Source organism: Buttiauxella sp. JUb87 (assembly GCF_004361975.1).
In the GTDB taxonomy this organism is placed as follows: Bacteria; Pseudomonadota; Gammaproteobacteria; order Enterobacterales; family Enterobacteriaceae; genus Buttiauxella; species Buttiauxella ferragutiae.
On record NZ_SNVY01000003.1, the window covers coordinates 184,081 to 208,945 of the forward strand.

The following is a 24,865-nucleotide window of genomic DNA, read 5'->3' on the forward strand; positions in this document are numbered from 1 at the left end:
TTACTAATTAAATATGGAGATTTGCGATGAAGTTCGTAGTGAAAGGGGTGACCACGGCATTGCTGATGGCAGTCAGTCTGACCAGTGCATCGGCACTGGCATGGGAAAAAGATAAAACTTATAACATCACCATTCTGCACACCAACGATCACCACGGTCATTTTTGGCGTAACGAACACGCCGAGTACGGCCTGGCTGCGCAAAAAACTCTGGTGGATAGTATTCGTAAAGAGGTGGCAGAGCAGGGAGGTAGTGTGCTGCTGCTGTCTGGTGGTGACATCAACACTGGTGTTCCCGAATCCGACTTGCAGGATGCGGAACCCGATTTCCGTGGCATGAACCTGATTGGCTACGATGCGATGGCTATCGGCAACCATGAATTCGACAACCCGCTCACGGTGTTACGCCAACAAGAAAAGTGGGCGAAATTCCCGCTACTTTCGGCCAATATTTACCAGAAAAGTACCGGTGAGCGACTGTTTAAACCGTGGGCCATCTTTAAGCCTCAGGGTATTAAAATTGCGGTGATCGGTTTAACCACCGACGATACGGCGAAAATTGGTAACCCTGAATACTTCACCGATATCGAATTCCGCAAACCTGCTGATGAAGCAAAACTGGTGATTCAGGAGCTGCAAACCACTGAAAAACCAGATGTGCTGATCGCTGCAACCCATATGGGCCATTACGATAACGGCCAGCACGGTTCCAACGCGCCAGGCGATGTGGAAATGGCTCGCAGCTTGCCTGCCGGGGCGCTGACCATGATTGTTGGCGGCCACTCACAAAACCCAGTGTGTATGGCTGCGGAAAACAAAAAGCAGGTTGATTACGTACCGGGTACACCGTGTGCGCCAGACAAACAAAACGGTATCTGGATTGTTCAGGCTCACGAGTGGGGCAAATACGTTGGCCGTGCCGATTTCGAGTTCCGCAACGGCGAGATGAAACTGGTGCATTACCAGTTAATCCCCATCAACCTGAAGAAAAAGATCACCTACGATAACGGTGAAAGCGAGCGCGTGCTCTATACGCCGCAAATCCCTGAAAACCAACAGATGCTCTCACTGTTGACGCCATTCCAGAATAAAGGCCAGGCGCAGCTTAATGTCAAAGTGGGTAGTGTGAACGGGCATCTGGAAGGCGATCGCAGCAAGGTTCGTTTTGTGCAAACTAACCTCGCACGTCTGTTACTGGCGGCACAAATGGCGCGTACCAGTGCCGACTTCGCCGTCATGAGCGGTGGTGGTATCCGTGATTCGATTGAAGCAGGTGACATCACTTATAAAGATGTGCTGAAAGTGCAGCCGTTTGGCAACACCGTGACCTATATCGATATGACGGGCAAAGATGTGGTTGAGTATCTGAGCGCGGTTGCGCAGAAGAAACCCGATTCCGGAGCCTATCCGCAGTTCTCGAATGTCAGCTTTGTGGCAACGGCCGCCGGTCTGCAAGATTTGAAAATCAAAGGTGAGCCAGTAGACCCTGCGAAAACATACCGCATGGCGACGCTGAACTTTAACGCTTCCGGTGGTGATAGTTATCCGGAAATCGACAAAAAACCAGGTTTTGTGAATACCGGTTTTGTGGATGCGGAAGTGCTGAAACAGTACATCGAGCAGAATTCTCCGCTTGATGTGAATGTTTACGAGCCGAAGGGCGAAGTGATCTGGCAGTAAGGATTTTTCCCCTCACCCTAACCCTCTCCCAAAGGAGAGGGGACTGTTCGGTATACCCATGTGGGAGAGGAAATTGTCCGGTATAGTTTTCTCCCTCTCCTGAGGGAGAGAGGACTGTTCGGGATGGTTTTCTCCCTCTCCTGGGGGAGAGGGCCGGGGTGAGGGCGCTATTTCAGCGGCAATAAAATATCAGTCTGCTGCGCATGCTCAGGGTGGTTTTTATCCAGCTCCAGATAGCGGAAATAGACCGGGAAATCGCGCAACTCCTCACCACTTTGTGGCAACCACTGGCGGTAAAGATAGTAAACGCTTTCGCTGATACGCTCGTAGGCACCGACATGCCGAACTACCGCACAACGTCCACCAGGCAAGGTTTTGCAGATAACGCCTTGCGGGTTATCTGGAACCTGGCCATTTGCTTCTTTGCTCAGCTCCCCGCACACATCAAAGCGGAACTCATCGCCGGGTGTCGTGGCCGGGTCACTATACGGCACGCCGTAAGTCCCATGAGTGATGTAGTCTGAAAGCCCTGATGCTTTACGCCATTCAATAAACGTCGCAACGGTATTATTCACCCGTAACGGGTCGCCAAGATGTTCCAGTACCGCGACTTTCATTGGCTCAACGGTGATGATTTTCACATCCATATTCTCTAGCCTCTGCTGATTTTCCCGTCCGGGAAATTGAAAATGTACCTGCCAGTCGACCCAAATGGGATCTTTGCGAAATTCGCTGGGCGTCAGGCCGAAGGTGTTTTTGAAGGCACGGGAAAATGATTCAGGATTCTCAAATCCGGCATCCAGGGCAATGTTTATCACCTTTTCCTGCGGATGGTTCACCAACCGCAAAGACGCTCTTTTCAAGCGCATTAGCGTGATGTAGCGACTGATACTGATGCCACAAAATAGGCTGAACTGGCGATGAAAGTGAAAACGAGAAAAACAGGCAACTTCACTGAGTTGCTCAACCGTTAACGGGCTGTCCAGATGCTGTTCGACATAGGCAAAAACCTGTTCAAAACGCCGGGTATACAGATTGAGTCTATCGCTATTCATTGTTCCTCCCTCAAGACGCTTACTTTGCCTGCAGCACGTCGCTGCGTCCTGACTGAAATTGCTCTTTTGGGAGGATTGCGTGGGCATATCCGTCAATCGCGACGGGCAATCTCAGCGAAAGTCGCATTCAGCAGCTTCGCCAAATCACTGGCTGCCAGTTCAATATCCAGCCCGCGTTTACCGCCCGAAACGTAAATAGATGGGAAAGTTTGTGCCGGAGCATCAATCACCGTCGGCAGGCGTTTTTTCTGCCCCAGAGGGCTAATGCCGCCTACCAAATAACCGGTAATGCGCTGTGCGACCAGCGGATCGGCCATATCAACTTTTTTAGCGCCTAACGCTTTCGCCACCTTCTTTAAATCCAGTTGTCCGGAAACGGGCGTCACGGCAACCGCTAATTGTTTCATGTCGCCGTTGATGGCGACCAGCAGCGTTTTGTAGACTTGTTCGGCATTCAGGCCCAGTTTGCGCACCACTTCGTCACCAAAATTGGTTTCACCTGGATCGTGGTCGTAAGCATGTAATTGAAATGAAACGCGGTTTTTTTCGAGCAATTTTACGGCGGGAGTCATCTGTCCTTCTTAGCGCTTTTGCCTTAAAAGCGCACGTATTAGTAAGCAGCGTGATATGTTTTCCAAATATTATAATGTCACTGAATAGTGATGGCGTTAATCGTCACATTGAGCGACAATTCTCTATCTGGTCGTTAATTCGACCAGAATAACTACAACAATATACAAATTCCTCTTTGACGGGCCAATAGCGATATTGGCCGTTTTTTTATCTCCCCGTCATACTTCAAGTTGCCTCTTTGTTGGCTGCGTTCAGTCGCCCTAATCACTTACTAGAGTAAGCTCATAGGAACTCATTCTCTTGCCGCCGCAATGCAACTCGAATTATTTGGGGATATTTTTCAATAGCTCAGGTAAATTTCCCTTCCCGTACAAATGCAGTGCACCGACGGCAACCACATAGCGCCCGGCGGGCAATTGTTGCAGGAAATGCTGCCAGGCCAGATTACGTTGACCCATAAGTACATCGTATAACTCATCGCCAAAAGTGTTTGGCAATTGCACATTGCCACCTTGTGGCGGTGCTTCCAGCCACCAGCTGATCATCATTTGCAGCAGACGAGCATTGGTATGCCAGTGCGTGAGCGTGTCGGTTAACAGCGGCATACCGCCATCGGGTAAACGGGTAAGAATATCAATTTGATGCTGCGCACCTTCCAGTTCAATAACCGGAACCGCCATGGTTTTTGCCGCTTCCAGTAACTGAAAATCAATCCCGTAATTGGCGCGTAAACCCAGACGCTGCGCCTGGTGAGCCTGCAACACTAGCGCAATTTGCCACGCCGGTTGGTTATCTATTTGGCTCATCGGGATACCCATTTCCTGGGTTAACGACACCACTTGTGCCCAGTTTTCGGCAGACAAGCGCTGCTCCAGTGGCAGTTCATCGGCAATATCGGGGAAGGGGGAGCTATTCTCGGAAATGTCCGCCTCAACAATCAGTGCGTCAGCGTCCCTGAGTTTATTAAGCAGCTTGTCGGACAGCGGGGACATGTCGCATGTCCCCATATGAATACTGCCGACCAGGTGCAGATGGCGCTGGCCGGGCAGCACAATATCCAGAGCAGGCCAGGGATAGCGGGTGTTAGAAAGGTTTGAAAACAATGCGCTAATTCGCGATAGCAGACCCATTGGCAGATTCCCTGGCAAAAAAGTCATGCTACCGCTGCGATTGGCCCGGTGCAAATTTCACAACAGTAAACACTCGAGCCGTAGGTCGGAAAAGCGTAGCGTCATCCGACAGCTAGTCCTTCGGTTTAAAGCGCAACAAACGGTTGGCGTTGCTGACTACGGTAATCGATGACAGCGCCATTGCCGCACCGGCAACCACCGGGTTAAGCAACGTTCCGGTTAGCGGATACAAAATCCCTGCGGCAATTGGGATGCCCAGCGTGTTGTAAATAAACGCCCCTACCAGGTTCTGCTTCATGTTACTCAGTGTGGCTTTGGAAATCGCCAGCGCGTCCGCCACTCCCACCAGACTGTGGCGCATCAGCGTGATGGCGGCAGTTTCGATGGCGACATCACTGCCACCGCCCATCGCAATCCCGACTTCAGCCTGCGCTAAGGCTGGTGCATCGTTAATGCCATCACCCACCATAGCGACCTGGCGGCCCTGCTGTTGCAGATTTTTAATCGCTTCGGCTTTACCATCCGGCAGCACCCCGGCGATCACTTCATCAATTCCGGCTTCTTTGGCAATGGCGTTGGCGGTCGTTGGGTTATCGCCGGTCAACATCACCAGGCGGTAGCCGTTACGATGCAAACGTTGCAGGGCGCTGATGCTGTCAGCTCGCAGGGGATCGCGGATGGCAAATAATGCGACCAGTTTGCCGTCGACGGCCAGCAGCACCGGCGTTGCACCACGGCTGGCCTGCGCTTCAATTTCTGCCGCCATTGGGGCGGTATCTACTTTCTGCTCATCCATCAGCGCTTTGTTGCCGAGCAACAATTGTCTGCCCTCGGTTTCGCCGCTGACGCCTAACCCACGCAAGGTGCGGAAGCCATTGACCTGTGGCAGTTCGGCACCGCTCACTTTATCGAGAATGGCACGTGCCAGCGGGTGGCTTGAACCTTGTTCCAGTGCGGCGGCAAATCGCGACGCGTCGGCTTCAGTGCTGCCGTTATACGTGACGACGGCAATGACCTGCGGTTTGCCCTCGGTCAGCGTGCCGGTTTTATCAAACACGATGGTATCGAGCGTACTGGCGCGTTGCAGCGCGTCGGCATCACGGACTAACACACCAAATTCAGCAGCACGACCGACACCGGAAATAATCGACATCGGCGTTGCCAGGCCCAGAGCACAAGGGCAGGCAATAATCAGCACGGTGGTAGCGATCACCAGCGTATAAACGATTTGCGGTGCCGGGCCGAAGAAGTACCAAATCGCGGCGCTAAACAGCGCAATCAGCACGACCACCGGAACAAATACCGCCGAGATTTTATCTGCCAGTTGGCCGATTTCCGGCTTACTGCTTTGTGCCTGGCGCACCATGCGAATAATGCGTGACAGCGTGGTGTGGTTACCCGTTGCTGTCGCGCGAAACAGCACGCTGCCGTCTTGCACTACCGTCCCGGCATGAATCGACTCGTCGGTCGATTTTTGCTGCGGCACCGGCTCACCTGTCAGCATTGCTTCATCAAACCAGGCTTCACCCTGGGTAATTTCCCCATCAACCGGTACACGGTCGCCGGTAGTCAGGCGCAAAATCATGCCCGCGGTAACTTCGGCCAGTGGGACACTTTTCTCACCTTCTTCGGTTACCACACGCGCCGTTGGTGGAGTTAAATCCAGCAGGCGTTCAAGTGCTTTAGAAGAACGCTGGCGGGCGCGTTGCTCCAGCATATGCCCGAGGTTTATCAGGCCGATAATCATCGCACTGGCTTCGTAGTAAAGGTGGCGCGCTTCCATTGGGAAGTGCTGCGGCCAGAGGTTGACGGTGATGGAATAAATCCATGCCGCACCAGTACCAAGTGCCACCAGCGTATCCATGGTGGCAGTTTTGTTGAGCAAACTGCGCCAGGTGCTGCGATAGAAATGCCCACCGGCAAACACCATCACACCGAGGGTGACTATCCCGATAACCAGCCACAATGAGCGGTTGTCATCGGAGACCATCATGTTGTCGCCGATCATTCCCCACGCCATCACCGGAATACCCACGGCCAGCGCCAGAATAGCCTGCCAGCGGAAGCGCTTCACGGCGGCGTTGGCGGTTTCTTGCTGGCGTTCGCGGCGTTTCGCATCGTCTTCGATGGCTTCAGCGCCATATCCGACGCCTTCAACGGCTTTGACTAAAGATTCGGCAGAGGCAGTGCCCATTATCAGGGCGCTGCGCTCGGCAAGATTTACCCGCGCCATGCTGACGCCGGGCACGTTTTGCAACGCACTTTGTACCCGGGTCACACAACTGGCGCAGCTCATGCCGTTAATCAACAACTGTTGGCTCTCGTCGTCATCAACGGTGGCTGTCGGAAGCGAAGGGGATGCCGCTGTCAGTGCTTCCGACGGGTTTGATGACTCTGCCAGCGGATCAGACTTTGGGTGGCTGGCTGCGCTCGCCTCGTATCCGGCTTGTTTCACCGTGTCGATTAACGCTTCAACGGAAGCTGTACCCGTTACGCTGGCGTGAGTTTGCGTCACTTCTGCCTGTTCAACATCAGGGCGGTTTTCCAGGCTCTCTTTAACGCGTTTGACACAATGGCCGCAGGTCAGGCCATCCAGGTTAAGATCGATAATATGAGACATCATAAGATTCCTGTATGATCGTGAGGTTAAATATTGACCGTCAGACTGACTTCGTTGACTTATGATAAAGGTTAAACCTTCCATCAAGGGGAAGGTCAAGGGGAAAATATGAACATCAGTGATGTAGCGAAAAAGACCGGTTTAACCAGCAAAGCGATTCGTTTTTACGAAGAAAAAGGGCTGGTGACCGCGCCGTTTCGTGCCGAAAATGGCTACCGGAGTTACACGCAAAAGCATCTTGATGAACTGACCTTATTGCGACAGGCTCGCCAGGTGGGCTTTAATCTTGAAGAGTGCCGTGAACTGGTCAATTTATTCAACGACCCGGCACGGCACAGTGCGGATGTGAAAACCAGAACACTGCAAAAAGTGGCTGATATTGAAAAACACATCAGCGAACTTCAGGCAATGCGCCAACAATTGCTGGCGCTTGCCGAATCCTGCCCTGGTGACGATAGCGCGGATTGCCCGATAATTGATAATCTAGCGGGGTGTTGTAAGAAGGGGTAGGGCGCAGGTTGTTCTGGTAAGGTTATTTATAACTGCTGATATATCACTTTGTTCAAGAGCTAACATAATGTTGATACATTGTCTCGATTTTAGGATGGAGTGATCATAAATAGTTTTATTCCCTTTTAAAGGACCAAGTGCATTCCCATTAAAATAATATTTTTAATCTGTAAATTGAGTTGTTTTCATATCATAAGGTGATGTGAGTTTGTTCCCATTTATTTCAACAACAACCTGATTAGACCTGATTTCAAAATAATTGTCAGAATTCAAACCATAATGATAAAATTTATACATTAATCCTTCAATAGTGTCTTTTTTCCATCTATATTGTACCTTGCATAACCCGTTAACTCCTCTTAAATAGTTGGCGTTTTTTAGTGTAATACATGAGTAATATTTCCAGTCAAGAATGGAAAAAAGAAATTTGTTGACTCTTTTTTCATGGAAAAATATATCACTTGCCAGAAGGAACTCCATTGAACCGATATTGTAACGGCGATTTCCTGGGGGGAATAAATAAGCATCATTAAGTATCACCGTATAAGAAAATGTTTTACCTGCTGGAAGTTCCAACCAGTTTGATTCTTTATCATTACTCTCGTCTTCAAACTGACATCGTTTTGCCAGATAAATCAATCGGATATTATCGGTAGCTATCGAAAATGTATGGCTACACAACGGATAAAAAGGTGAGCTTTTGGGTTCATCAAGTCTGCTTCTATGCACAAAATACGATTGTTGACTTCTGTTATAAAAACTGACTGTAGCTAAAGCGTGATTGTTTTCCTGGCGTACTCCCAAATGAATATTGATCAGATGTTTTTCTTGCACTAATTCACTTTCGTTATCACTAATGTTGTAAAAAGAATATACCTTTTTAATCGTCCCGTTTTCATTTAATTCTATATTGCTTACTGGTTCAAGTAGTGGAGGGAAGTATTTTTCCTCTTTTACTTGACGTAATCCATAGACATATTTTTGAAGAACCATATCCTCACTTGCAGACACATAAAACAGCGGAGTCATAAAAACAAATAGTGTTGATACTATTCTCACCCAAAGTAAACTTGTTTTCATAGTATTAGTCTTGTCAGGAAAACACTTCATACCTTTACCCTCTGGCAAAGTAATGCTACACAGTATAGTAATAGATAATAGAAAAATTACCGCTCTGATTTCATTTCTTAGTGTTTACAATACTAATTCAAAATATTTTTCAATATTGTATGAGTTTTTAAAAACATATTGACTACTAGTGTCTATTAATTCATTTGCGTATTCATAATATAGTCTTTCTCTACCTTTCTTTGACATATCGATCGTTCCCATCCCACCGAATATGCCATTATCACCACTTCGGTAAAAATGAGAGAGTTCGTGGCAAAGTGTAGAAGTTTGGGACTCAAAACCCATCAAAGGCTTACCTATAAAATTCTGATAGATATTTATTCTTAATATTTTATTATACCGGTCAATATTAAGGCCTAGAGTCTGATTTGCTGGCACACTAGCAGAGCCCTTATTTAGGTTGGTGGTGTTTAAAAAATTTCCGTGAAGAATTGAATCATTGTTTTCAGTGTCGCTTTCGACAGATATTCTGTCACATATATTGATTAATCTATCCACACTCTCCTGCATAAATATATAGGCTGTAATATTCCGTTTTTCAATGTAGGGATCCATAGGGTTAATTGGGTCAGCAGCCTTAGCCTTTTTCTTTTCTTCCTCGCTATCGATGGTTATCACTGCACTATCTTTCACGCCAAATATTTGATAAAACTCCTCCTGCTTTTCATTACTCCATCCTTTTTCGCTTAGATCATTTTGTCTCTGATCCAGAACTTTTCTGGTAGCTTCAAGAGCTTCACTCATCATTTTTTTGAATTGATTAGTAACCTTAACTTCTTTAATACACTGTTTCTTTTTCTCACTCGTACCTTTCGAACTTCCTTTTTCTTTACTCATGAACTCCTCCTAAAATCATATCAATATTCTGGCTTAACAACCTGACTTCAATTACCTGAGCTTGATCCTCAGTATTAAAGTTTTTGGTATTTCCTTCGTTGTCAGTTACTCCCTCCTGCTGCGTTCCGTCAGAAAACTTAGCGATATATCTGGTATGGCGATAAGGAGTGTCATCATCATTCGCAAAATGAAACTGGATATTGTACTGGTCAGATTCATCCTCATCTTCCGGCTCATTCGGTGAATTATCATCCTCATCCGCCAGCGCACTCAGCACCGCCGGAAGCTGCGTCTGCACCGGTGTCCCCGGACTGCCGCCGCTGTTAAGGTTGATTTTCAGCCCGCTGATATCCACACCGCCGGGATGGATGACGATAAATGAGCTGCCCATTTTCAGGGTGATTTTCGTATTGCTCTGCAGCACGATATCGCCCTGTGCATCCGTGCCCAGCGCACCGGCCACTTTCTGGGCCAGGTCACCTTTGACCTCCAGGCTGTGGTTACCTTCCACCAGGCTGAGGTGGTCTTTCGTGGTTTTGTGCGCCTGGCTGCCTTCCACCGTCACTTTGCGGTCATTTGCCACATACAGCGCGTCATCACGACCGGTATTCACGGTGTGGTCACGGGTGACTTTCAGGGTCTGGTCATTGTGTACCGTGATACTGCGGTCGTGCGCCACGGTGATGTTCTGGTCATGCCCGCCGGCATTCTCTTTGCCGACCTTCACCGTCTGCCCCAGCCCGACGGTGATGCTCTGGTTATTACCAATAGTCTCGGTGTGGTTGACTTTCACATCAGTGGTGCGGTTATTGAGCACCTCGGTGTCCATGTTTTTCTGCGCATGGAGATACACCTGCTCATTGGCTGTCGCATCGTCGAACTTCAGTTCATTAAACCCACTGCCCTGGTAGGTTTTCGATCGCAGGGTCATCTGGGTTTTCGTCCCCGGCAGGCTACCTGGTGAGCGGTTATCTTCATGATACGTACGCCCCATGACGATGGGCTGGTCCGGGTCGCCGTTGAGGAAATCGACTATCACTTCCTGGCCGACACGCGGTATCGCCAGGTGACCGAAGCCGGCACCGGCCCACGCCTGCGACACCCGTATCCAGCACGAGCTGTCTTCTGTTTCGCCGTGATAACGGTCCCAGCGGAATTTCACCCGCACCCGCCCGTGTTCGTCGCAGAAAATTTCCTCCCCCGGCGGACCGGTGACCACCGCGCTCTGCGGGCCGTCGACCTTTGGTTTCTGCGGGCGATTCGGGCGCCAGGTGCGGTCTCCCGGTATGGCCACAAACCGGTTGGTGAGGGTGGTGCCCTCGCCGCGACTGCCGTGCAGGGCCTGCGGCTGCTCACCGGTCATCGCACTGCTGATGACCTGCCATTGCCGGTTGTGGCTTTTTATCGGGTGGCCGGCAAGGGGGAAACGCACGCCAGGCGACAGCGCCGGAGAGTTGCTGGTGCCAGTGGCGGTTTCGGCCTGGTTACGCCAGGCGTCCAGTTTATAGCGGGTGAAATCTTCGCCGTGCTGTTCATCCTTAAAACGCCCTGGATAATCCAGCACTTCATACTGTGTGCGCTGGCCATTCAGGCTCTGTGCTTTATGGCGATAGACCCCCGGCCAGTCCGGCATCTTAAAGGTGTAATCCAGGCTGGTGACCGATGATGGCGCAATGCCCGCTTCGTGACGAAACACACTGATGTGCTCCGTGGTGGTTCCAGTCGATACATTCGGATTAAAGGGAAAGGCATCCTGCATCCTGCGCAGGCCGGTCACATCATCAGTCAGCATCAGCCGCTGCACCCCGTCCGGGGAGACGTCGTCAAAGAAGAAAATGCCTTCTTCGGCCCACAGTCTGGATAAAAAAGCGAAGTCACTTTCCCCGTACTGGGCGCAGAACTCGCGGGCCGGATGGGATTCATAAAACACCGACGTCCAGTTGGTGACGCCGTTTTCTGCCAGCAACGTGGCGGTGATGGTCTGAATATCCTGCTGCTGGAAGATGCGGAAGTTCTGGCGCAGACCGCAGCGCCACAGGGGAGGATGAATACGCAGGGTGTACTGCATCTGCCAGCCGTTGTGCTCGCTCATGCCGAAGGTGGCAATAATGCCGCTGACATGGCGCAGGACTTTCTGCCCCTGCCAGAGCGTCAGGGTGACGTTTTTCTCCAGCAATGGGTCAGCCGTCTGGCGGAAAGACTTACTGGCGACGTCAGCATCGAGGACAAATGCAGCGGAGTTGTGCTGCAGCAGGCGAAAGCTCACCACCGCAAAAGTGTCCGGCTCCAGTCCTTCCACTTCCAGTGTAAAACGCAGTCCTTTTAACGACACGGCTCTCTCCCTGAGGCAAAAAAACGTTGCCGGGGAACCCGGCATGATGTCTGCGGAAGCATAATCGTATGCGGGTCTTGTACTGTGATGTGGCGCAGCTTTACGGAAGAAAAATCAACAGGAAAGAAAAAATATGACTTATATATCAGTTATTTAATCTATTTTGTGTATGAGTGAGGGAAATAGATTAGTAACATGAATTAAATGTGCATGATTCGTAGTTTCTGTCGCTTGGCAGGATGGGTAATGCGGGAGCCATAGAAAGATAAATACCGCTTGTTTTACGCAAGCGGCATAACAAGTTACGACGTTTTTTGAAAAGTAAATCTGGTACCGAAATTATACCGCCTGAACCTTCAAGGTAATCCCTTCAACGGCTATCACGACGATCTCTGTACCGGCCACTAAATCGCTGTCGGCCATTACCGGCCATGAGCTATCCGCGACGCGCACATGACCGCGTCCGTTGACCAAATCAGTTTCCAGACGCAGATGCCGACCAATAAGTTGGTGACCACGCTGATTGAGCACTTCGCCGGGTTCCTGCTGTTTACGCGTCGACAGCCAGCGCCACCACAAAAATGCGGCGACCATCGTTAAAACAGCAAAGCAAACGCCTTGCCATTCCCAGCCCAACGGCACGACCCAAACCAGCAAACCGGTTAATACCGCCGCCACGCCACACCACAGTAGATAACCGCTGGCACCGAGCATTTCAGCCGCCAACAGTAAACCGCCTAGCGTCAGCCAGAAGATGTGCGCGTGGGAAAACAGCAGGGCTATCATTTTTTACGCTCAGTACCGCTTTGCGCGATAAGTTCGCTGATCCCGGCAATCGAGCCCATCAGGCTGGTGGCATCCAGCGGCATTAGCACCACTTTGCTGTTATTGGCAGAACCAATCTGTTGCAGCGCATCGGTATATTTCTGGGCAACAAAGTAGTTAATTGCCTGAATATCGCCTTTGGCGATCGCTTCAGAGACCATTTGCGTGGCACGGGCTTCCGCTTCAGCACTACGCTCACGGGCTTCAGCTTGCAGGAATGCTGACTGGCGTTCACCTTCGGCTTTCAGGATTTTCGATTGCTTGTCACCCTCAGCTTTCACAATTTCAGCCTGACGGATCCCTTCGGCTTCCAGAATGTAGGCGCGTTTGGTTCGCTCGGCTTTCATCTGCGCATTCATCGCATCAATCAGTTCAGCCGGTGGGCGCACGTCCCGAATCTCGATACGGGTGATTTTGATGCCCCAAGGATTGGTCGCTTCATCGACGATATGCAGCAGGCGAGTATTGATGTTGTCACGCTGCGACAGCATTTCGTCCAGCTCCATCGAACCCAACACAGTACGAATATTTGTCATGGTGAGGTTCATGATCGCCAGCTCAAGATTGCTGACTTCATACGCTGCACGTGGGGCGTCAACGACCTGGATAAAACACACGGCGTCGATAGCGACGTTGGCGTTATCTTTAGAAATGATTTCCTGGGACGGGATGTCGAGCACTTGCTCCATCATATTGATTTTGCGGCCAACGCGGTCCATAAATGGCACCACAAGGCTTAAGCCCGGCATCAGAGTTTTGGTGTAACGGCCGAAGCGCTCCACGGTCCATTGGTAGCCTTGTGGCACGATTTTTACCCCGGCGCCGACGATGATCAGCGCGACGAGGATTAGTACAGGAATGACGATTAGCATCAAAAAAACCTCCATTGTTTATTTGATGTAAGTCTAACCCTTAACGCGGAAACATTCTGTGACTTCCTGCTATACCCGTCATCCTTCAAGCTGCAGGGGTGTTGGCTGCAACTCGAATGCTAACGGGTATAGCGAAGAGGGAATTTACTCAATAAGCACTTAATACAGCAGTGAATAAATCTGGCGGCGATACTTCGATGCCAACGCATCACCTGTCCCCAGGGCTGCGAGGATTTCCATCATCATTTTGCGCACCTGGCCGTCTGCAGCCCCGAGATCTTTCTTCAGGTGGGTATACAGCAATTCCAGTGCTTCTTCATTCCGCCCAACCTGATGCAGTTGCAGCGCCAGTTGGCTGGCTAACAGCGCATTTTCAGGATCTTGCTCAACTTGTTGTTGTAGCAATTGAATCTCTGGGGTGTCAGCAGCTTGTTTGAGCAAATCAATCTGGGCAACGAGGCCTTGATAGCGGCTGTCCTGGTCCTGCAAAGGAACGGTTTTCAGCACCGCTTCAGCCTCTTCGCTGCGGTTCAGCGCAATCTGCACTTCCGCCAGCATCAGGCCGATTTCGCTGTTTTGGTTTGACAGTTGCCACGCATCTTTAAGCAACGGCAGCGCTTCAGCATGTTTGCCTTCCTGCATCAGCAGCATCGCTTCTTGCGCTTTCAACTCTTCTTCGCGTGGCAGCACTTTTTCCAACAGAGCGCGAATCGCTTCTTCGGGCTGTGGCCCCTGGAAACCGTCTACCGGTTGGCCATTCTGGAACAGGTAAACGGTAGGAATGCTGCGTAAGCCAAATTGTGACGCGACCATTTGCTCGGCATCACAATCCACTTTGGCGAGAATAAACTGGCCCTGATACTGCGCGGCAAGCTTATCCAGAACCGGTGTTAACTGTTCGCAATGCTGGCTGCGCGCCGACCAGAAGTAGAACAGAATCGGTGTGGTCACGGATTGTTCCAGCGTCTGGTGTAGGTTCGCTTCGGTGATATCAATATTGTACGGTGCAGACATGGCTTAACTCTCTTTTAAATATTTAATATTTACATGGGGGTTGGCTGCAGGCGCTTCAACTAACCACGTAAAATTTTATCCAACATACGGCCTGGTAACAGGCGGCGTAACCACGTTAAAGCATGGGCGACCAGCGTCACCGGATAGCGTAATTTTGGGTTCGGGCTTGCAAAAGCATGGCGCACTTTTTCCACTACCGCTTCTGGGCCAAGCGTAAAGCGTGCGGCGATCCCCGGATTTTCTACCGGATGGTCGGCTTGAGTCTGGTTGACGTTTTGCGTGAACTGCGTGCGGATAGGACCCGGCTCTATCAAACTGACTTTGATGCCGCTGTGATGCAGCTCCATGCGCAGCGCATCCGACCATGCCTCCAGCGCGTATTTACTGGCGGCATACGCGCCACGGCCTGGTGTTGAAACCAGCCCCATTACCGAGCTGGTCATCACAATGCGCCCTTCGCGGTGCGGCAACATGGCGGGAAGCAACAACATTGTCAGTTGGTGAGTGCCGAATAAATTGGTGGAAAACTGTTGCTCAAGCTGTTCGCGGGAAAGCGTTTGTAGCGGCCCATAGACACCAAACCCACCATTATTAAACAGCCCAAATAGGCGATTCCCCGTCAGTTTGATGACTTCTGCCGCCGCCGCTTGCACGCTTTCAGGCGAATCGAGATCGAGCAGGATACCGGTAAATCCGGCTTGATTCATGCGTTCAACATCTTCGCTCTTGCGGCAGGCCGCCAGAACGCGGTAACCCTGTTGTTTTAAATCTTGTGCGCAGGCCAGGCCAATACCGCTGGAACAACCTGTAATTAAAACTGATTTTTGCATAACTTTACCCGCGCGAAGCTCCGCTTGTTCATGAGTCGTGTTTTACTAAAGGAGCCAGACGGGAAGACATCCAGTCGGCGATAAACGGTTGAGCATCACTATTAGGATGGATACCGTCATCCTGCATCCATTGCGGTTTCAAATAAATCTCTTCCATAAAAAATGGCAGCAGAGGAATCGAAAACTCTTTGGCAAGTTGCGGATAAATAGCGCTAAACGCCTCATTATAACGACGGCCATAGTTTGCGGGCAGACGTATTTGCATCAGCAAGGGTTGTGCCTTTGCCGTTTTCACATCGGTTATTATCTGGCGCAGACTTTTTTCGATAGCTTGCGGCTGGAAACCACGCAGACCATCGTTGCCGCCAAGTTCAATTAATACCCAGCGAGGCTGATGCTGTTTCAGCAGCGCCGGTAGCCGTGCCAGCCCTTGTGGCGCGGTGTCGCCACTAATACTGGCGTTCACGACTTTGGTATTTTGCTGCTGCCATTTTGCATCCAGCAGCGCAGGCCAGGCCGCGGTTGCCGACATTCTGTAACCGGCGCTCAGGCTATCACCCAGAATCAACAACGTGTCCGCGTGTGCGGCGCGAATGGTCAAGAAAGCCAGAAACAGGAAGGGCAAATGCCAGCGGAAAACATTGTTGAAGTTCATCATCTTAGTAAGTCCGTAGGAACTGGGGAACATCAGCTCTCCATCCTTACCGGAGTTGAGCTGGTTGTCAAACCGGCGCAGACCATCGCGTTAATCGGTGAATCAGGCTCCGGGAAGTCTACACTACTGGCGATTCTGGCGGGGCTGGATGATGGTAGTGACGGGGAAGTTCACCTGTGCGGCCAGCCGTTACACTCAATGGATGAAGAAGCCCGAGCGGCACTGCGGGCGAAAAACGTCGGCTTTGTGTTCCAGTCATTCATGTTAGTGCCAACGCTAAACGCGCTGGAAAACGTCGAGCTTCCTGCTTTGTTACGCGGTGAAAACGATGCTTCAAGCCGTGCCCAGGCAAAAGCGTTGCTCGAACAACTTGGCCTGGGCAAACGCCTCGATCACCTTCCGGCTCAGCTTTCAGGTGGTGAACAGCAGCGCGTGGCGCTGGCTCGTGCATTTAATGGGCGCCCTGCCGTGCTGTTTGCCGATGAACCGACCGGCAATCTCGACCGCCACACGGGCGACCGCATTGCCGATTTACTCTTTTCGTTAAACCGTGATTTCGCCACTACGCTAATCCTCGTGACACACGATGAACAACTAGCTGCCCGCTGCGACCGCCGCTTGCGCCTGCGCGAAGGTCAATTGTGGGAGGAAGCATGATTGCCCGCTGGTTCTGGCGTGAATGGCGCTCGCCCTCGTTATTGATTGTCTGGCTGGCATTGAGCCTGGCGGTGGCGTGTGTGCTGGCGCTGGGCAATATCAGCGATCGCATGGAACAAGGGTTAAATCAGCAAAGCCGCGACTTTATGGCAGGCGACCGCGCCCTGAGAAGCGCCCGGGAGGTGCCGCAAGAATGGCTGGACCAGGCACAAAAAACGGGCCTGAAAGTCGGCAAGCAACTGACCTTCGCGACCATGACATTTGCTGGCGATACGCCACAACTGGCATCGGTAAAGGCGGTAGATAATGTCTACCCGATGTATGGTCAGCTCGATACCAACCCGCCAGGGCTGAAACCTGAGCCAGGCAGTGTGTTGCTGGCACCGCGTTTAATGGCACTGCTCAATCTCAAAGTCGGGGATTCGCTGGATGTTGGCGACACCACTTTGCGTATTGCGGGCGAAGTGATTCAGGAACCTGATTCTGGTTTTAATCCCTTCCAGATGGCACCACGTTTAATGATGAACCTGGCTGATGTGGAAAAAACCGGCGCGGTACAGCCGGGAAGCCGCATCACCTGGCGCTACAAATTTGGTGGCACACCGCAACAGCTCGATAAATTTGAAAACTACCTGCTACCGAAACTGAAGCCTGAACAACGCTGGTACGGCATGGAGCAAGATGACGGCGCGCTCGGCAAATCCCTCGAACGGTCACAGCAATTTTTGCTGCTTTCCGCACTGCTGACGCTGCTGTTGGCGGTGGCCGCCGTTGCTGTAGCGATGAACCATTACTGCCGCAGCCGCTACGATTTAGTGGCTATTCTGAAAACCCTTGGGGCAGGGCGCGCGGCACTACGTAAGTTGATTATCGGCCAGTGGCTGATGGTTTTAGCACTCGCTGCAATTACCGGTGGTGCGGCTGGCCTGGTGTTTGAAGCCGTGTTAATGCGCCTGCTAAAACCGGTTTTGCCAGCGGCACTTCCGCCTGCAAGTCTATGGCCCTGGATCTGGGCTATTGGTTCGATGGTGGTGATTTCGCTGCTGGTGGGTCTGCGCCCGTATCGTTTATTGCTGGCAACACAACCGTTGCGGGTGTTACGCCGTGATGCGGTGGCAAACGTCTGGCCGCTGAAAATCTACTTGCCGATTATTACTATCGTGGTGGTGGCCCTGTTAGCGTTACTGATGGGCGGAAGCACGTTGCTGTGGGCGGTGCTGGCGGGAACCGTGGTTCTGGCCGCGTTGTGCGGCATTGTTGGTTGGGGCGTATTACGGTTATTGAAAAAACTGACGCTAAAAAACCTCGCGTTGCGTCTGGCCGTGAACCGCTTGTTGCGCCAGCCCTGGGCAACGTTGAGCCAACTGGCTGCGTTCTCGCTGTCGTTTATGTTACTGGCATTATTGCTGGTGCTGCGTGGCGATTTACTCGACCGTTGGCAGCAACAATTACCGCCAGAAAGCCCGAACTATTTCCTGCTAAACATAGCTACTGAACAGGTACAGCCGGTGAAAGAGTTTTTGGCTGAACACCAGATTATCCCCGAGTCGTTCTACCCGATTGTGCGCGTGCGTATGACGGCGATAAACGGTAAATCTACGGAAGGTAACCCGGATGAAGCCCTTAACCGCGAGCTAAACCTGACATGGCAAAGCCAGAAGCCGACGCATAACCCGATTCTTGCGGGGAGCTGGCCGCCAAAAGCGGGCGAAGTTTCCATGGATGAAGGTGTGGCAAAGCGGTTGAGTATCGGGCTTGGCGATACCGTCACGTTTATGGGCGATACTCAGGATTTTTCCGCCAAAGTGACCAGTTTGCGCAAAGTTGACTGGGAGAGCCTGCGGCCTAATTTCTACTTTATCTTCCCGCCAGGCGCTTTGGATAATCAGCCACAAAGTTGGTTAACCAGTTTCCGTCTGGAAGGAAAGAACGGCATGTTGACGCAGCTGAACCGTGAATTCCCAACGGTTAGCTTGCTGGATATTGGCGCGATATTACGCCAGGTTGGGCAGGTGCTGGAGCAGGTTAGCCGGGCGCTGGAAGTGATGGTCGTGCTGGTTACCGCTTGCGGCGTGTTGCTGTTGCTGGCACAGGTTCAGGTTGGAATGCGCCAGCGCCATCAAGAACTGGTGGTGTATCGCACCCTGGGAGCCGGAAAACGCCTACTGCGCACCACGTTGTGGTGTGAGTTTGCGGTGCTGGGGTTTGTCTCCGGGCTGGTTGCCGCCATGGGGGCTGAAACTGCGCTGGGGCTGTTGCAGACGCGGGTGTTTGATTTCCCATGGGAGCCTGACTGGCGGCTATGGGTCATTCTGCCAGTGAGCGGCGCGGTGCTGCTTTCACTGTGCGGCGGCTGGTTAGGTGTGCGCTTACTGAAAGGTAAGGCGTTATTCCGCCAGTTTGTCGCTTCGTAGCGGGTTATTCACGGGCTAATGTTGTGTTTGGCATTAGCCTGTTTGATTTAAATATTGTTGTTAAGCCAGGCTTCTACCTGCTGATAGTCACCACGAAACACAATATTGTCGGCTTTTTTGCTGAGCTGGTAGCGGTACATCGGGTCGTAATACTCTTCGAGCAGCGGCGAAAGCCAGGCCAGATGCCCATCTACTGAACCGGTTTTTCGTTGCTGAACCAGCGCGTCATCCAGCAGCGCGCTGAACTGCGCAAAACGTTCCATCCCTAAACGGCGGCGAATGGCAAACAGGCCGTGATGCAGATATTCGCCGTAGTTAAGCCATGCGGTTTCTTCATCGCTTACCGACAAAAATGCTTCGCTCATTTGCAGGAAATATTCGGTTTTTAGACGCTCTAAACGCTGCTCGAAGGGATCTTCAATCACCACAATCGGTGAGCGTTGCATCTGCTCTCTGAAACACTCCGGGATGTGGCGCGAGCCAATCATTCGGCCTTCATCTTCGACAACCCACGTCACTTCCGCGCCATCACTTTTTTTGAGTAACGTCACTGCGAGGCTATTTTCGAAATTGGTTTGCGAAGGTTGTTCGACAATGGTGCGGCCAAATGACGAACCACGATGGTGTGCCAGCCCTTCAAGATCGACGCCGGTTGGCAGTGAACGGATAAGGATCGTTTTGCCGCCGCCAGTGTTGCCACTGACCAGCACCATCGGCCAGCGCGAGCGGGATTCAATCACGCCCATCGCATAATGGCGCAGCGCTTTATAACCACCTTCAACCAGCGGATAGTCGACACCCGCTTCATACAACCACTGTTGAACCAGGTGGGAACGCAGGCCGCCTCTGGCACAACACAGGTATCCTTGTGGGTTTTGGCGGCATTGTTCCAGCCACTTCTCTAAACGGGCTTCGCGGATATCGCCATGTACCAGACTGTGGCCCAATTCAATCGCGGCTTGTTGACCGTGTTGCTTGTAACAAGTGCCTACCGCGACACGTTCGTCGTCTGACATCAACGGTAAATTTACTGCGGCAGGCATTGTTCCCTGAGCGAATTCAACCGGCGCACGCACGTCGATAAGCGGAATATCGGCGCGCAGCAGATGTTCATAATGTTGAGTATTGGGACGAGCGTTTTGCATGGATAACCTTAAAGCGAGTGAGGCCAGAAACGCTGGGGATTGTGCGCTTTTGCATGCAAAAAAGAAAGGAAGGGGCTGGAATGGCAGGGCGGGTAAGCGCTTAACGCTACCCGCCGCTGTGATTAGAGTTTGCTTTGCGCCCAGGCAATCCCACTGGCGTATTCCACGGGTAACAACGGCACCAGCGCTTCAAGCGTTGCGCCCAGTCTGTCGTTATCGCTGTCATTAAGATTGAGATGGCCGACTTTACGACCTTCACGCACGTCTTTGTCGTACCAGTGTAAATGCACCAACGGCAGTTTCAGCCAGTCGTAATTTAAATCGGTACCGATAAGGTTGATCATTACTGACGGTGAATTAACGACAGGTTGCGGCAACGGCAGATCAACAATGGCGCGCAGATGCAGCTCAAACTGGCTGATAGATGCGCCGTTTTGTGTCCAGTGGCCGCTGTTGTGCACGCGCGGTGCCAGTTCGTTAATCAGCAACCCGGCAGGCGTGACGAAGCACTCCATCGCCATCACGCCGACATAGTTCAGCTCATGCAGAATTGCCGAAAGCATCGCTTCCGCTTGCTGCTGTTGCTCAATGTTTGCCTGCGGGAAAACCACGCTGGTGCGCAGAATACCGTCCTGATGCAGGTTGTGAGTTAGCGGATAAAACACCGTGCTGCCGTCATGCCCGCGTGCGCCAACCAGCGAAACTTCGCCGGAAAAGTTAATGCCTTGCTCAACGATACACTCGCCGTAGCACTCATCGGGCAATTGGCTGGTTTCATCGCTGCGCAAACGCCACTGTCCGCGTCCGTCGTAACCGCCAACGCGACGCTTCACAATCGCCAGTTCGCCAAGGTTGTGGAACACGTCAGCCCATTGGTCGCGGCTGGAAAGCAACTGCCACGGTGCGGTCGCCAGTTCGAGTCTATCGAACAGCTGTTTTTGCGTCAGACGGTCGGCGATAATCGGGAAAACATCGCGGTTCACAAATGCATTGTGGCGCGCCAGTTCGCGGGTGAGGGCGGTTTCAGGCCAGCGCTCAATTTCTGCGGTGATAACACTTTGCGCAAATGGTACGGCTTCAGGTTCAGCGTCAAGACCCACCGGATAAACCGCGATGCCCAGCGGTTCGCCCGCCTGGCGCAGCATTCTGCCTAACTGGCCGTTACCCAACACGCAAACGCGTTTCATGCTTCACCCCGTGGGTCCGGGTTTTCCAGCACTTCGTCGGTCTGGCTTTGACGCCAGTCTGCCAGGCGCTGATTGAGATCTTTATCGTGCAGAGCGAGAATTTGCGCCGCCAGTAAAGCAGCGTTGGCCGCACCGGCTTTGCCGATTGCCAGCGTACCAACCGGAATACCGCGTGGCATTTGAACAATAGAGTAGAGACTGTCGACGCCGCTTAAAGCCGCGCTCTGGACTGGCACACCCAGCACCGGAACCAGGGTTTTCGCCGCGATCATACCCGGTAAATGCGCCGCACCGCCTGCACCTGCAATAATCACCTGATAACCGTTGCTGCTCGCCTGTTCGGCAAAGCTGAAGAGTTTATCGGGAGTGCGGTGTGCGGAAACCACTTCAACGTGGTGTGGGACATTAAGGGCGGTGAGGATTTCTGCGGCAAACTGCATGGTGGCCCAGTCACTTTTGGAACCCATGACAATGGCGATACGCGCCGGGGTCTGGTTGGAGGACATGCGTCTCAAAACTCCTGTGGGTATGCAAACATCACCGAACGTGGCTCGGTCGGTCAGAAGGGCTCAGAGAATAGCATGAACATGCAGCAAGGAAAACGGTTGCGTGGCGATTGTTAACGCCAGAATGTCCTGTTTCCTGACATGATAAAAGTGAGAACGATGCGGAAATAAAATTCCGCACCGGGTAGCGCCTCTGGATACATTACTTTAGCTAAATACTTTTTTGACGGCTGCTAAGTAGCTAAAACCATTAACGGTGTCTGGCTCGAGATAGCTCCCTTCCGTCCATTCGTTCCACGCGTTGATCGTACAAACGGGAAATACCGATTTTTCTGTATCCATAAAGTTCTTAACGTCCTGCAGCGCCTTTTCGAATTCCGCAGGGGAATTATCCGTATACACCGGGAACCAGGGATAGCCAATGTCATCGAAGCAGTCGGTTTGCACCGTTCTGGGGGAAGAATCCCAGCCGACTGTTACGTTGGGGATATAAGGGAGCGCGTGTTGGCTGCTCAGGCGTGCATGTTCTGCTTTGGCGCATTCGCGGATCTCGTTGTAGGGGCAATCAGGAAAATGACCCGGTGTAATATGATGAACCCACACGTAGCTGGTCACGCTGTCAATTCCCAGATACTCAATCACCTTATCAGCATCGATAAGCGTATTTTCGGTTGGTAAGGTTTCTATGCCCCATACCACGGCATTGAGATGCAACTCGCCCAGCCCGCGCGCGCGAATTTTTGCTCGAAAATCCTCCAGCACTCTTTTGGTATTGCTCAGCCCACCCAGGCCTTTAACCAGGCTCATCATCTCGTAAATCGAAAAATAAAATTTCCCGTCTAACTTCCAGTAAGAAGGATGAGTGAAATAGCGTTCAATAATATGCTCGGTTGCATCTATAAATATCTGCTCGGAGACAGCCCCCGTGAGGCGGGTTGGGTAAGGCTGATAACGGGTAGCCGGATGAATCTCCAGCCAGTCATGGTTGGCCCACATAATGGCAAATTTAACATCACTATTGTTGGCGGCGTTTAAATAGCCTTCGTCAAGACAGCGTTCAAGAAATGGCCCCTCCTGGTGCCAGTACCAGTCAAAGATAAAGGCAGAGATCCCGTGCCCGGCGGCTGCGCTAATTTTCTTTTCCATAACCACTGGGTCAGCTTCATCTTCATAACCCCATAGCGGCACTTTGGGTTGCATATGGCCGACAAACCGTGGGGTAGCATTTTTCACCAGTTCCCATTCGGTCCAACCTTTGCCGTGCCATTGCTCTACTTTGGGATCACAGTGGAAATTGGGGAAATAATATGCAGCCACTTCATATTTTCTTTGCATTATCGTCAGTCCTTTTACGTATTAATGATGGTTTTGAATAATATCTGCCTCGGAATTAAACTCATTGCGCTGGTTGCCATGAAAGCAGAGCCAACCGATAACCATACCGACACCGGCCATACATGAGAGGACGGTATATAAAAAAGTTGTTCCCATTTCGAGTAATAAGGGGGTCACAAATGCCAGTAGCCCGCAGGTCAGCCTGGATACCGCAACGATGATGCCCTGCGCCGTTGAGCGTAACATCGTGGGAAATGATTCCTGCGACCATACTTTCATAATGCCTTCAAATGCCAGTCCGGCCCCTGTGCTGGTAAATAACATGGCGCAGAACCAGGAGAACGGTGCAAAGTTAAATAAAACCGGCATAACAAACCCTGCGGTATAGAAAAATGCGCCAACAATAAATCCGGTCATTCTTTTGGGAGTATCAACCAGTTTCATAAAGGCAACCCCAGAGACAATACATACCGGAAGCATTAATAAGCTCCAAAATGAGTGGGTTTCAATCGGTATACCGACGATATTAACGGCAATATATGCACCAAATTGCCCACTGGTGTTAGCCGCCAGGTTAGTCAACATATAGAAAAGACAAAGTGCGATAAACGGAGTGAGATATTTTCTGTTAAATAAATCTTTGAATGAGGCTGTTTGGGCGCGAATCGTTTTTACTCCACAGAGGCGTTCATGGTGTGCGGCCAACCACAGGGGAGATTCAGGGATAAGCGAGCGCAGGATTAATAATGCGATACCAGTAATTCCAATATGGAAGTAAAGAATTTGCGCGCCTAAAATGCCCCAACTGCCGACTACTGAAGCGATGGCCATTGATACGCTTACGCCGCCAGCCCACAAAAGATTAGACAGTCCAATAATTTTCCCGCGATTTTTATCCGTTGCCGCCTCCGAGATGGTCGCCAGAGAAACCGGTAAATCTGCACCTGTCGCCAGACCCAATAAAAGAGTGCCGAGAAGTAAGAGGGGAAATGTTCGACCGAATGCCATTAGCAATGCGCCAACGACAATCATTGCCATTGTGGTGATGAATATTTTTTTTCTGCCGAACATGTCGCCTAAACGGCCGCCGAAAAAAGCCCCCAGGGCAATACAGAGTGTTAATACACCGGAGAAAATACCGATTTGCCCTGCTGTGACGCCAATCGTTTTTGAATAGATAACCAGAGCGGTTCCGCTTGATACAATCGCGGCCGAGTCGATATAGGATGCCATCCCTGATACAGTGCCAATATACCAGGGATTAGTCTGTTTAATGATGGACATAAATTATTACTCCATGTAATAGATTGTTTTATAAAGATCCTAATTTATGGTTCAATTAATGCCTCCTTAGTTATGGTTTCTGGTTGTTGATTATGGGTTGGTAATGCATGAATATAACCATCCCGTTTATAACGTTAAATTAAAGAACAGTCCTTCTGTTGAGTGCCATCATTAACCAAATAGGGAGAAATGTGGCGAAATATAAAATATCGACGAGCTCAATATCACATAACTGCCAGGAAGCCAGGTGCACCATGGTTTTTTTTGAACTAAT

At 51.2% G+C, this 24,865-nt stretch carries 21 protein-coding genes; 4 read left to right on the forward strand and 17 right to left on the reverse strand.

Annotated features, from left to right (window positions below; genetic code table 11):
• The first annotated feature begins 26 nt into the window (after positions 1-26).
• Positions 27-1,679: a bifunctional UDP-sugar hydrolase/5'-nucleotidase UshA gene (gene ushA, locus EC843_RS12975; RefSeq protein WP_133522348.1), complete on the forward strand. Its 1,653-nt coding sequence runs from the start codon at positions 27-29 to the stop codon at positions 1,677-1,679.
• A gap of 167 nt (positions 1,680-1,846) precedes the next feature.
• Here the strand turns inward: ushA and EC843_RS12980 are convergent, their stop codons facing one another.
• The 4 genes from EC843_RS12980 to copA form a co-directional block, all read right to left on the reverse strand.
• Positions 1,847-2,734 carry an AraC family transcriptional regulator gene (locus tag EC843_RS12980; protein WP_133522349.1) on the reverse strand — a complete coding sequence of 296 codons (888 nt, stop codon included), beginning with the start codon at positions 2,732-2,734 and terminating at the stop codon, positions 1,847-1,849.
• Between the two features lie 92 nt (positions 2,735-2,826).
• Positions 2,827-3,306: a Cys-tRNA(Pro)/Cys-tRNA(Cys) deacylase YbaK gene (gene ybaK / locus EC843_RS12985; protein WP_064549003.1), complete on the reverse strand. Its 480-nt coding sequence runs from the start codon at positions 3,304-3,306 to the stop codon at positions 2,827-2,829.
• Between the two features lie 324 nt (positions 3,307-3,630).
• A complete protein-coding gene (locus EC843_RS12990; RefSeq protein WP_121814194.1) occupies positions 3,631-4,437 on the reverse strand; it encodes a TraB/GumN family protein in 807 nt (268 codons plus the stop codon).
• A gap of 112 nt (positions 4,438-4,549) precedes the next feature.
• The gene (gene copA, locus EC843_RS12995; RefSeq protein ID WP_133522350.1) at positions 4,550-7,057 is read right to left on the reverse strand and encodes a copper-exporting P-type ATPase CopA; all 2,508 of its coding nucleotides are present in this window, start codon (positions 7,055-7,057) and stop codon (positions 4,550-4,552) included.
• A 108-nt stretch (positions 7,058-7,165) separates the two neighbouring features.
• On the opposite strand from copA, the gene cueR reads away from it, so the two are divergent.
• Positions 7,166-7,567 (forward strand): Cu(I)-responsive transcriptional regulator, encoded by a 402-nt coding sequence (gene cueR, locus EC843_RS13000; RefSeq protein WP_133522351.1) that lies wholly within the window; start codon positions 7,166-7,168, stop codon positions 7,565-7,567.
• A gap of 162 nt (positions 7,568-7,729) precedes the next feature.
• On the opposite strand, the gene EC843_RS13005 is transcribed toward cueR, so the two are convergent.
• From EC843_RS13005 to tesA, 8 genes are all read right to left on the reverse strand, one after another.
• Positions 7,730-8,647, reverse strand: a complete 918-nt coding sequence (locus tag EC843_RS13005) for a hypothetical protein (protein WP_133522352.1) — start codon at positions 8,645-8,647, stop codon at positions 7,730-7,732.
• Between the two features lie 114 nt (positions 8,648-8,761).
• On the reverse strand, positions 8,762-9,535 hold the full coding sequence (locus EC843_RS13010; protein WP_133522353.1) for a hypothetical protein: 774 nt from the start codon (positions 9,533-9,535) through the stop codon (positions 8,762-8,764).
• Complete coding sequence (gene tssI, locus EC843_RS13015; RefSeq protein ID WP_133522354.1) at positions 9,528-11,867, reverse strand: type VI secretion system tip protein TssI/VgrG; 2,340 nt, start codon at positions 11,865-11,867, stop codon at positions 9,528-9,530. The genes EC843_RS13010 and tssI overlap by 8 nt, the downstream gene beginning before the upstream one ends.
• Before the next feature lie 339 nt (positions 11,868-12,206).
• Complete coding sequence (locus EC843_RS13020; RefSeq protein ID WP_133522355.1) at positions 12,207-12,653, reverse strand: NfeD family protein; 447 nt, start codon at positions 12,651-12,653, stop codon at positions 12,207-12,209.
• Positions 12,650-13,564: an SPFH domain-containing protein gene (locus EC843_RS13025; RefSeq protein WP_064548991.1), complete on the reverse strand. Its 915-nt coding sequence runs from the start codon at positions 13,562-13,564 to the stop codon at positions 12,650-12,652. Before EC843_RS13025 ends, EC843_RS13020 begins: the two co-directional genes overlap by 4 nt.
• Before the next feature lie 159 nt (positions 13,565-13,723).
• Positions 13,724-14,578 (reverse strand): co-chaperone YbbN, encoded by an 855-nt coding sequence (locus EC843_RS13030; protein ID WP_064548988.1) that lies wholly within the window; start codon positions 14,576-14,578, stop codon positions 13,724-13,726.
• 59 nt (positions 14,579-14,637) lie between these two features.
• Positions 14,638-15,408 carry an SDR family oxidoreductase gene (locus EC843_RS13035; RefSeq protein WP_121814191.1) on the reverse strand — a complete coding sequence of 257 codons (771 nt, stop codon included), beginning with the start codon at positions 15,406-15,408 and terminating at the stop codon, positions 14,638-14,640.
• A 28-nt stretch (positions 15,409-15,436) separates the two neighbouring features.
• Positions 15,437-16,066 (reverse strand): multifunctional acyl-CoA thioesterase I/protease I/lysophospholipase L1, encoded by a 630-nt coding sequence (tesA, locus tag EC843_RS13040; protein WP_121814190.1) that lies wholly within the window; start codon positions 16,064-16,066, stop codon positions 15,437-15,439.
• Here tesA and ybbA point away from each other — a divergent pair.
• Both ybbA and ybbP read left to right on the forward strand, forming a co-directional pair.
• Positions 16,034-16,720, forward strand: coding sequence for a putative ABC transporter ATP-binding protein YbbA (gene ybbA, locus EC843_RS13045; RefSeq protein ID WP_064548982.1), 687 nt, complete (start codon positions 16,034-16,036; stop codon positions 16,718-16,720). The genes tesA and ybbA overlap by 33 nt on opposite strands.
• Positions 16,717-19,134 carry a putative ABC transporter permease subunit YbbP gene (gene ybbP, locus EC843_RS13050; RefSeq protein ID WP_133522356.1) on the forward strand — a complete coding sequence of 806 codons (2,418 nt, stop codon included), beginning with the start codon at positions 16,717-16,719 and terminating at the stop codon, positions 19,132-19,134. Before ybbA ends, ybbP begins: the two co-directional genes overlap by 4 nt.
• Before the next feature lie 47 nt (positions 19,135-19,181).
• Here the strand turns inward: ybbP and mnmH are convergent, their stop codons facing one another.
• The 5 genes from mnmH to EC843_RS13075 all read right to left on the reverse strand — a co-directional run bounded on the left by mnmH (position 19,182) and on the right by EC843_RS13075 (position 24,591).
• Positions 19,182-20,279 carry a tRNA 2-selenouridine(34) synthase MnmH gene (gene mnmH, locus EC843_RS13055; protein WP_133522357.1) on the reverse strand — a complete coding sequence of 366 codons (1,098 nt, stop codon included), beginning with the start codon at positions 20,277-20,279 and terminating at the stop codon, positions 19,182-19,184.
• Positions 20,280-20,401: 122 nt separating this feature from the next.
• Positions 20,402-21,466, reverse strand: a complete 1,065-nt coding sequence (gene purK, locus EC843_RS13060; RefSeq protein WP_121814187.1) for a 5-(carboxyamino)imidazole ribonucleotide synthase — start codon at positions 21,464-21,466, stop codon at positions 20,402-20,404.
• Positions 21,463-21,972 carry a 5-(carboxyamino)imidazole ribonucleotide mutase gene (purE, locus tag EC843_RS13065; protein ID WP_133522358.1) on the reverse strand — a complete coding sequence of 170 codons (510 nt, stop codon included), beginning with the start codon at positions 21,970-21,972 and terminating at the stop codon, positions 21,463-21,465. Before purE ends, purK begins: the two co-directional genes overlap by 4 nt.
• A 207-nt stretch (positions 21,973-22,179) precedes the next feature.
• On the reverse strand, positions 22,180-23,307 hold the full coding sequence (locus EC843_RS13070) for a glycoside hydrolase family 99-like domain-containing protein (RefSeq protein ID WP_133522359.1): 1,128 nt from the start codon (positions 23,305-23,307) through the stop codon (positions 22,180-22,182).
• Positions 23,308-23,328: 21 nt separating this feature from the next.
• A complete protein-coding gene (locus EC843_RS13075) occupies positions 23,329-24,591 on the reverse strand; it encodes an MFS transporter (RefSeq protein WP_133522360.1) in 1,263 nt (420 codons plus the stop codon).
• Positions 24,592-24,865 lie beyond the last annotated feature (274 nt).

Coding starts and splice junctions, on each gene's coding strand:
- EC843_RS13035 (WP_121814191.1), bottom strand. CDS start 15,408: ATGCAAAAATCAGTTTTAATTACAGGTTGTTCCAGCGGTATTGGCCTG.
- mnmH (WP_133522357.1), bottom strand. CDS start 20,279: ATGCAAAACGCTCGTCCCAATACTCAACATTATGAACATCTGCTGCGC.
- EC843_RS13010 (WP_133522353.1), bottom strand. CDS start 9,535: ATGAGTAAAGAAAAAGGAAGTTCGAAAGGTACGAGTGAGAAAAAGAAA.
- cueR (WP_133522351.1), top strand. CDS start 7,166: ATGAACATCAGTGATGTAGCGAAAAAGACCGGTTTAACCAGCAAAGCG.
- EC843_RS13030 (WP_064548988.1), bottom strand. CDS start 14,578: ATGTCTGCACCGTACAATATTGATATCACCGAAGCGAACCTACACCAG.
- purK (WP_121814187.1), bottom strand. CDS start 21,466: ATGAAACGCGTTTGCGTGTTGGGTAACGGCCAGTTAGGCAGAATGCTG.
- ybbA (WP_064548982.1), top strand. CDS start 16,034: ATGCCAGCGGAAAACATTGTTGAAGTTCATCATCTTAGTAAGTCCGTA.
- EC843_RS12990 (WP_121814194.1), bottom strand. CDS start 4,437: ATGGGTCTGCTATCGCGAATTAGCGCATTGTTTTCAAACCTTTCTAAC.
- ybbP (WP_133522356.1), top strand. CDS start 16,717: ATGATTGCCCGCTGGTTCTGGCGTGAATGGCGCTCGCCCTCGTTATTG.
- EC843_RS13020 (WP_133522355.1), bottom strand. CDS start 12,653: ATGATAGCCCTGCTGTTTTCCCACGCGCACATCTTCTGGCTGACGCTA.
- EC843_RS13025 (WP_064548991.1), bottom strand. CDS start 13,564: ATGCTAATCGTCATTCCTGTACTAATCCTCGTCGCGCTGATCATCGTC.
- tesA (WP_121814190.1), bottom strand. CDS start 16,066: ATGATGAACTTCAACAATGTTTTCCGCTGGCATTTGCCCTTCCTGTTT.
- EC843_RS13070 (WP_133522359.1), bottom strand. CDS start 23,307: ATGCAAAGAAAATATGAAGTGGCTGCATATTATTTCCCCAATTTCCAC.
- purE (WP_133522358.1), bottom strand. CDS start 21,972: ATGTCCTCCAACCAGACCCCGGCGCGTATCGCCATTGTCATGGGTTCC.
- copA (WP_133522350.1), bottom strand. CDS start 7,057: ATGTCTCATATTATCGATCTTAACCTGGATGGCCTGACCTGCGGCCAT.
- EC843_RS13005 (WP_133522352.1), bottom strand. CDS start 8,647: ATGAAAACAAGTTTACTTTGGGTGAGAATAGTATCAACACTATTTGTT.
- ushA (WP_133522348.1), top strand. CDS start 27: ATGAAGTTCGTAGTGAAAGGGGTGACCACGGCATTGCTGATGGCAGTC.
- EC843_RS13075 (WP_133522360.1), bottom strand. CDS start 24,591: ATGTCCATCATTAAACAGACTAATCCCTGGTATATTGGCACTGTATCA.
- ybaK (WP_064549003.1), bottom strand. CDS start 3,306: ATGACTCCCGCCGTAAAATTGCTCGAAAAAAACCGCGTTTCATTTCAA.
- EC843_RS12980 (WP_133522349.1), bottom strand. CDS start 2,734: ATGAATAGCGATAGACTCAATCTGTATACCCGGCGTTTTGAACAGGTT.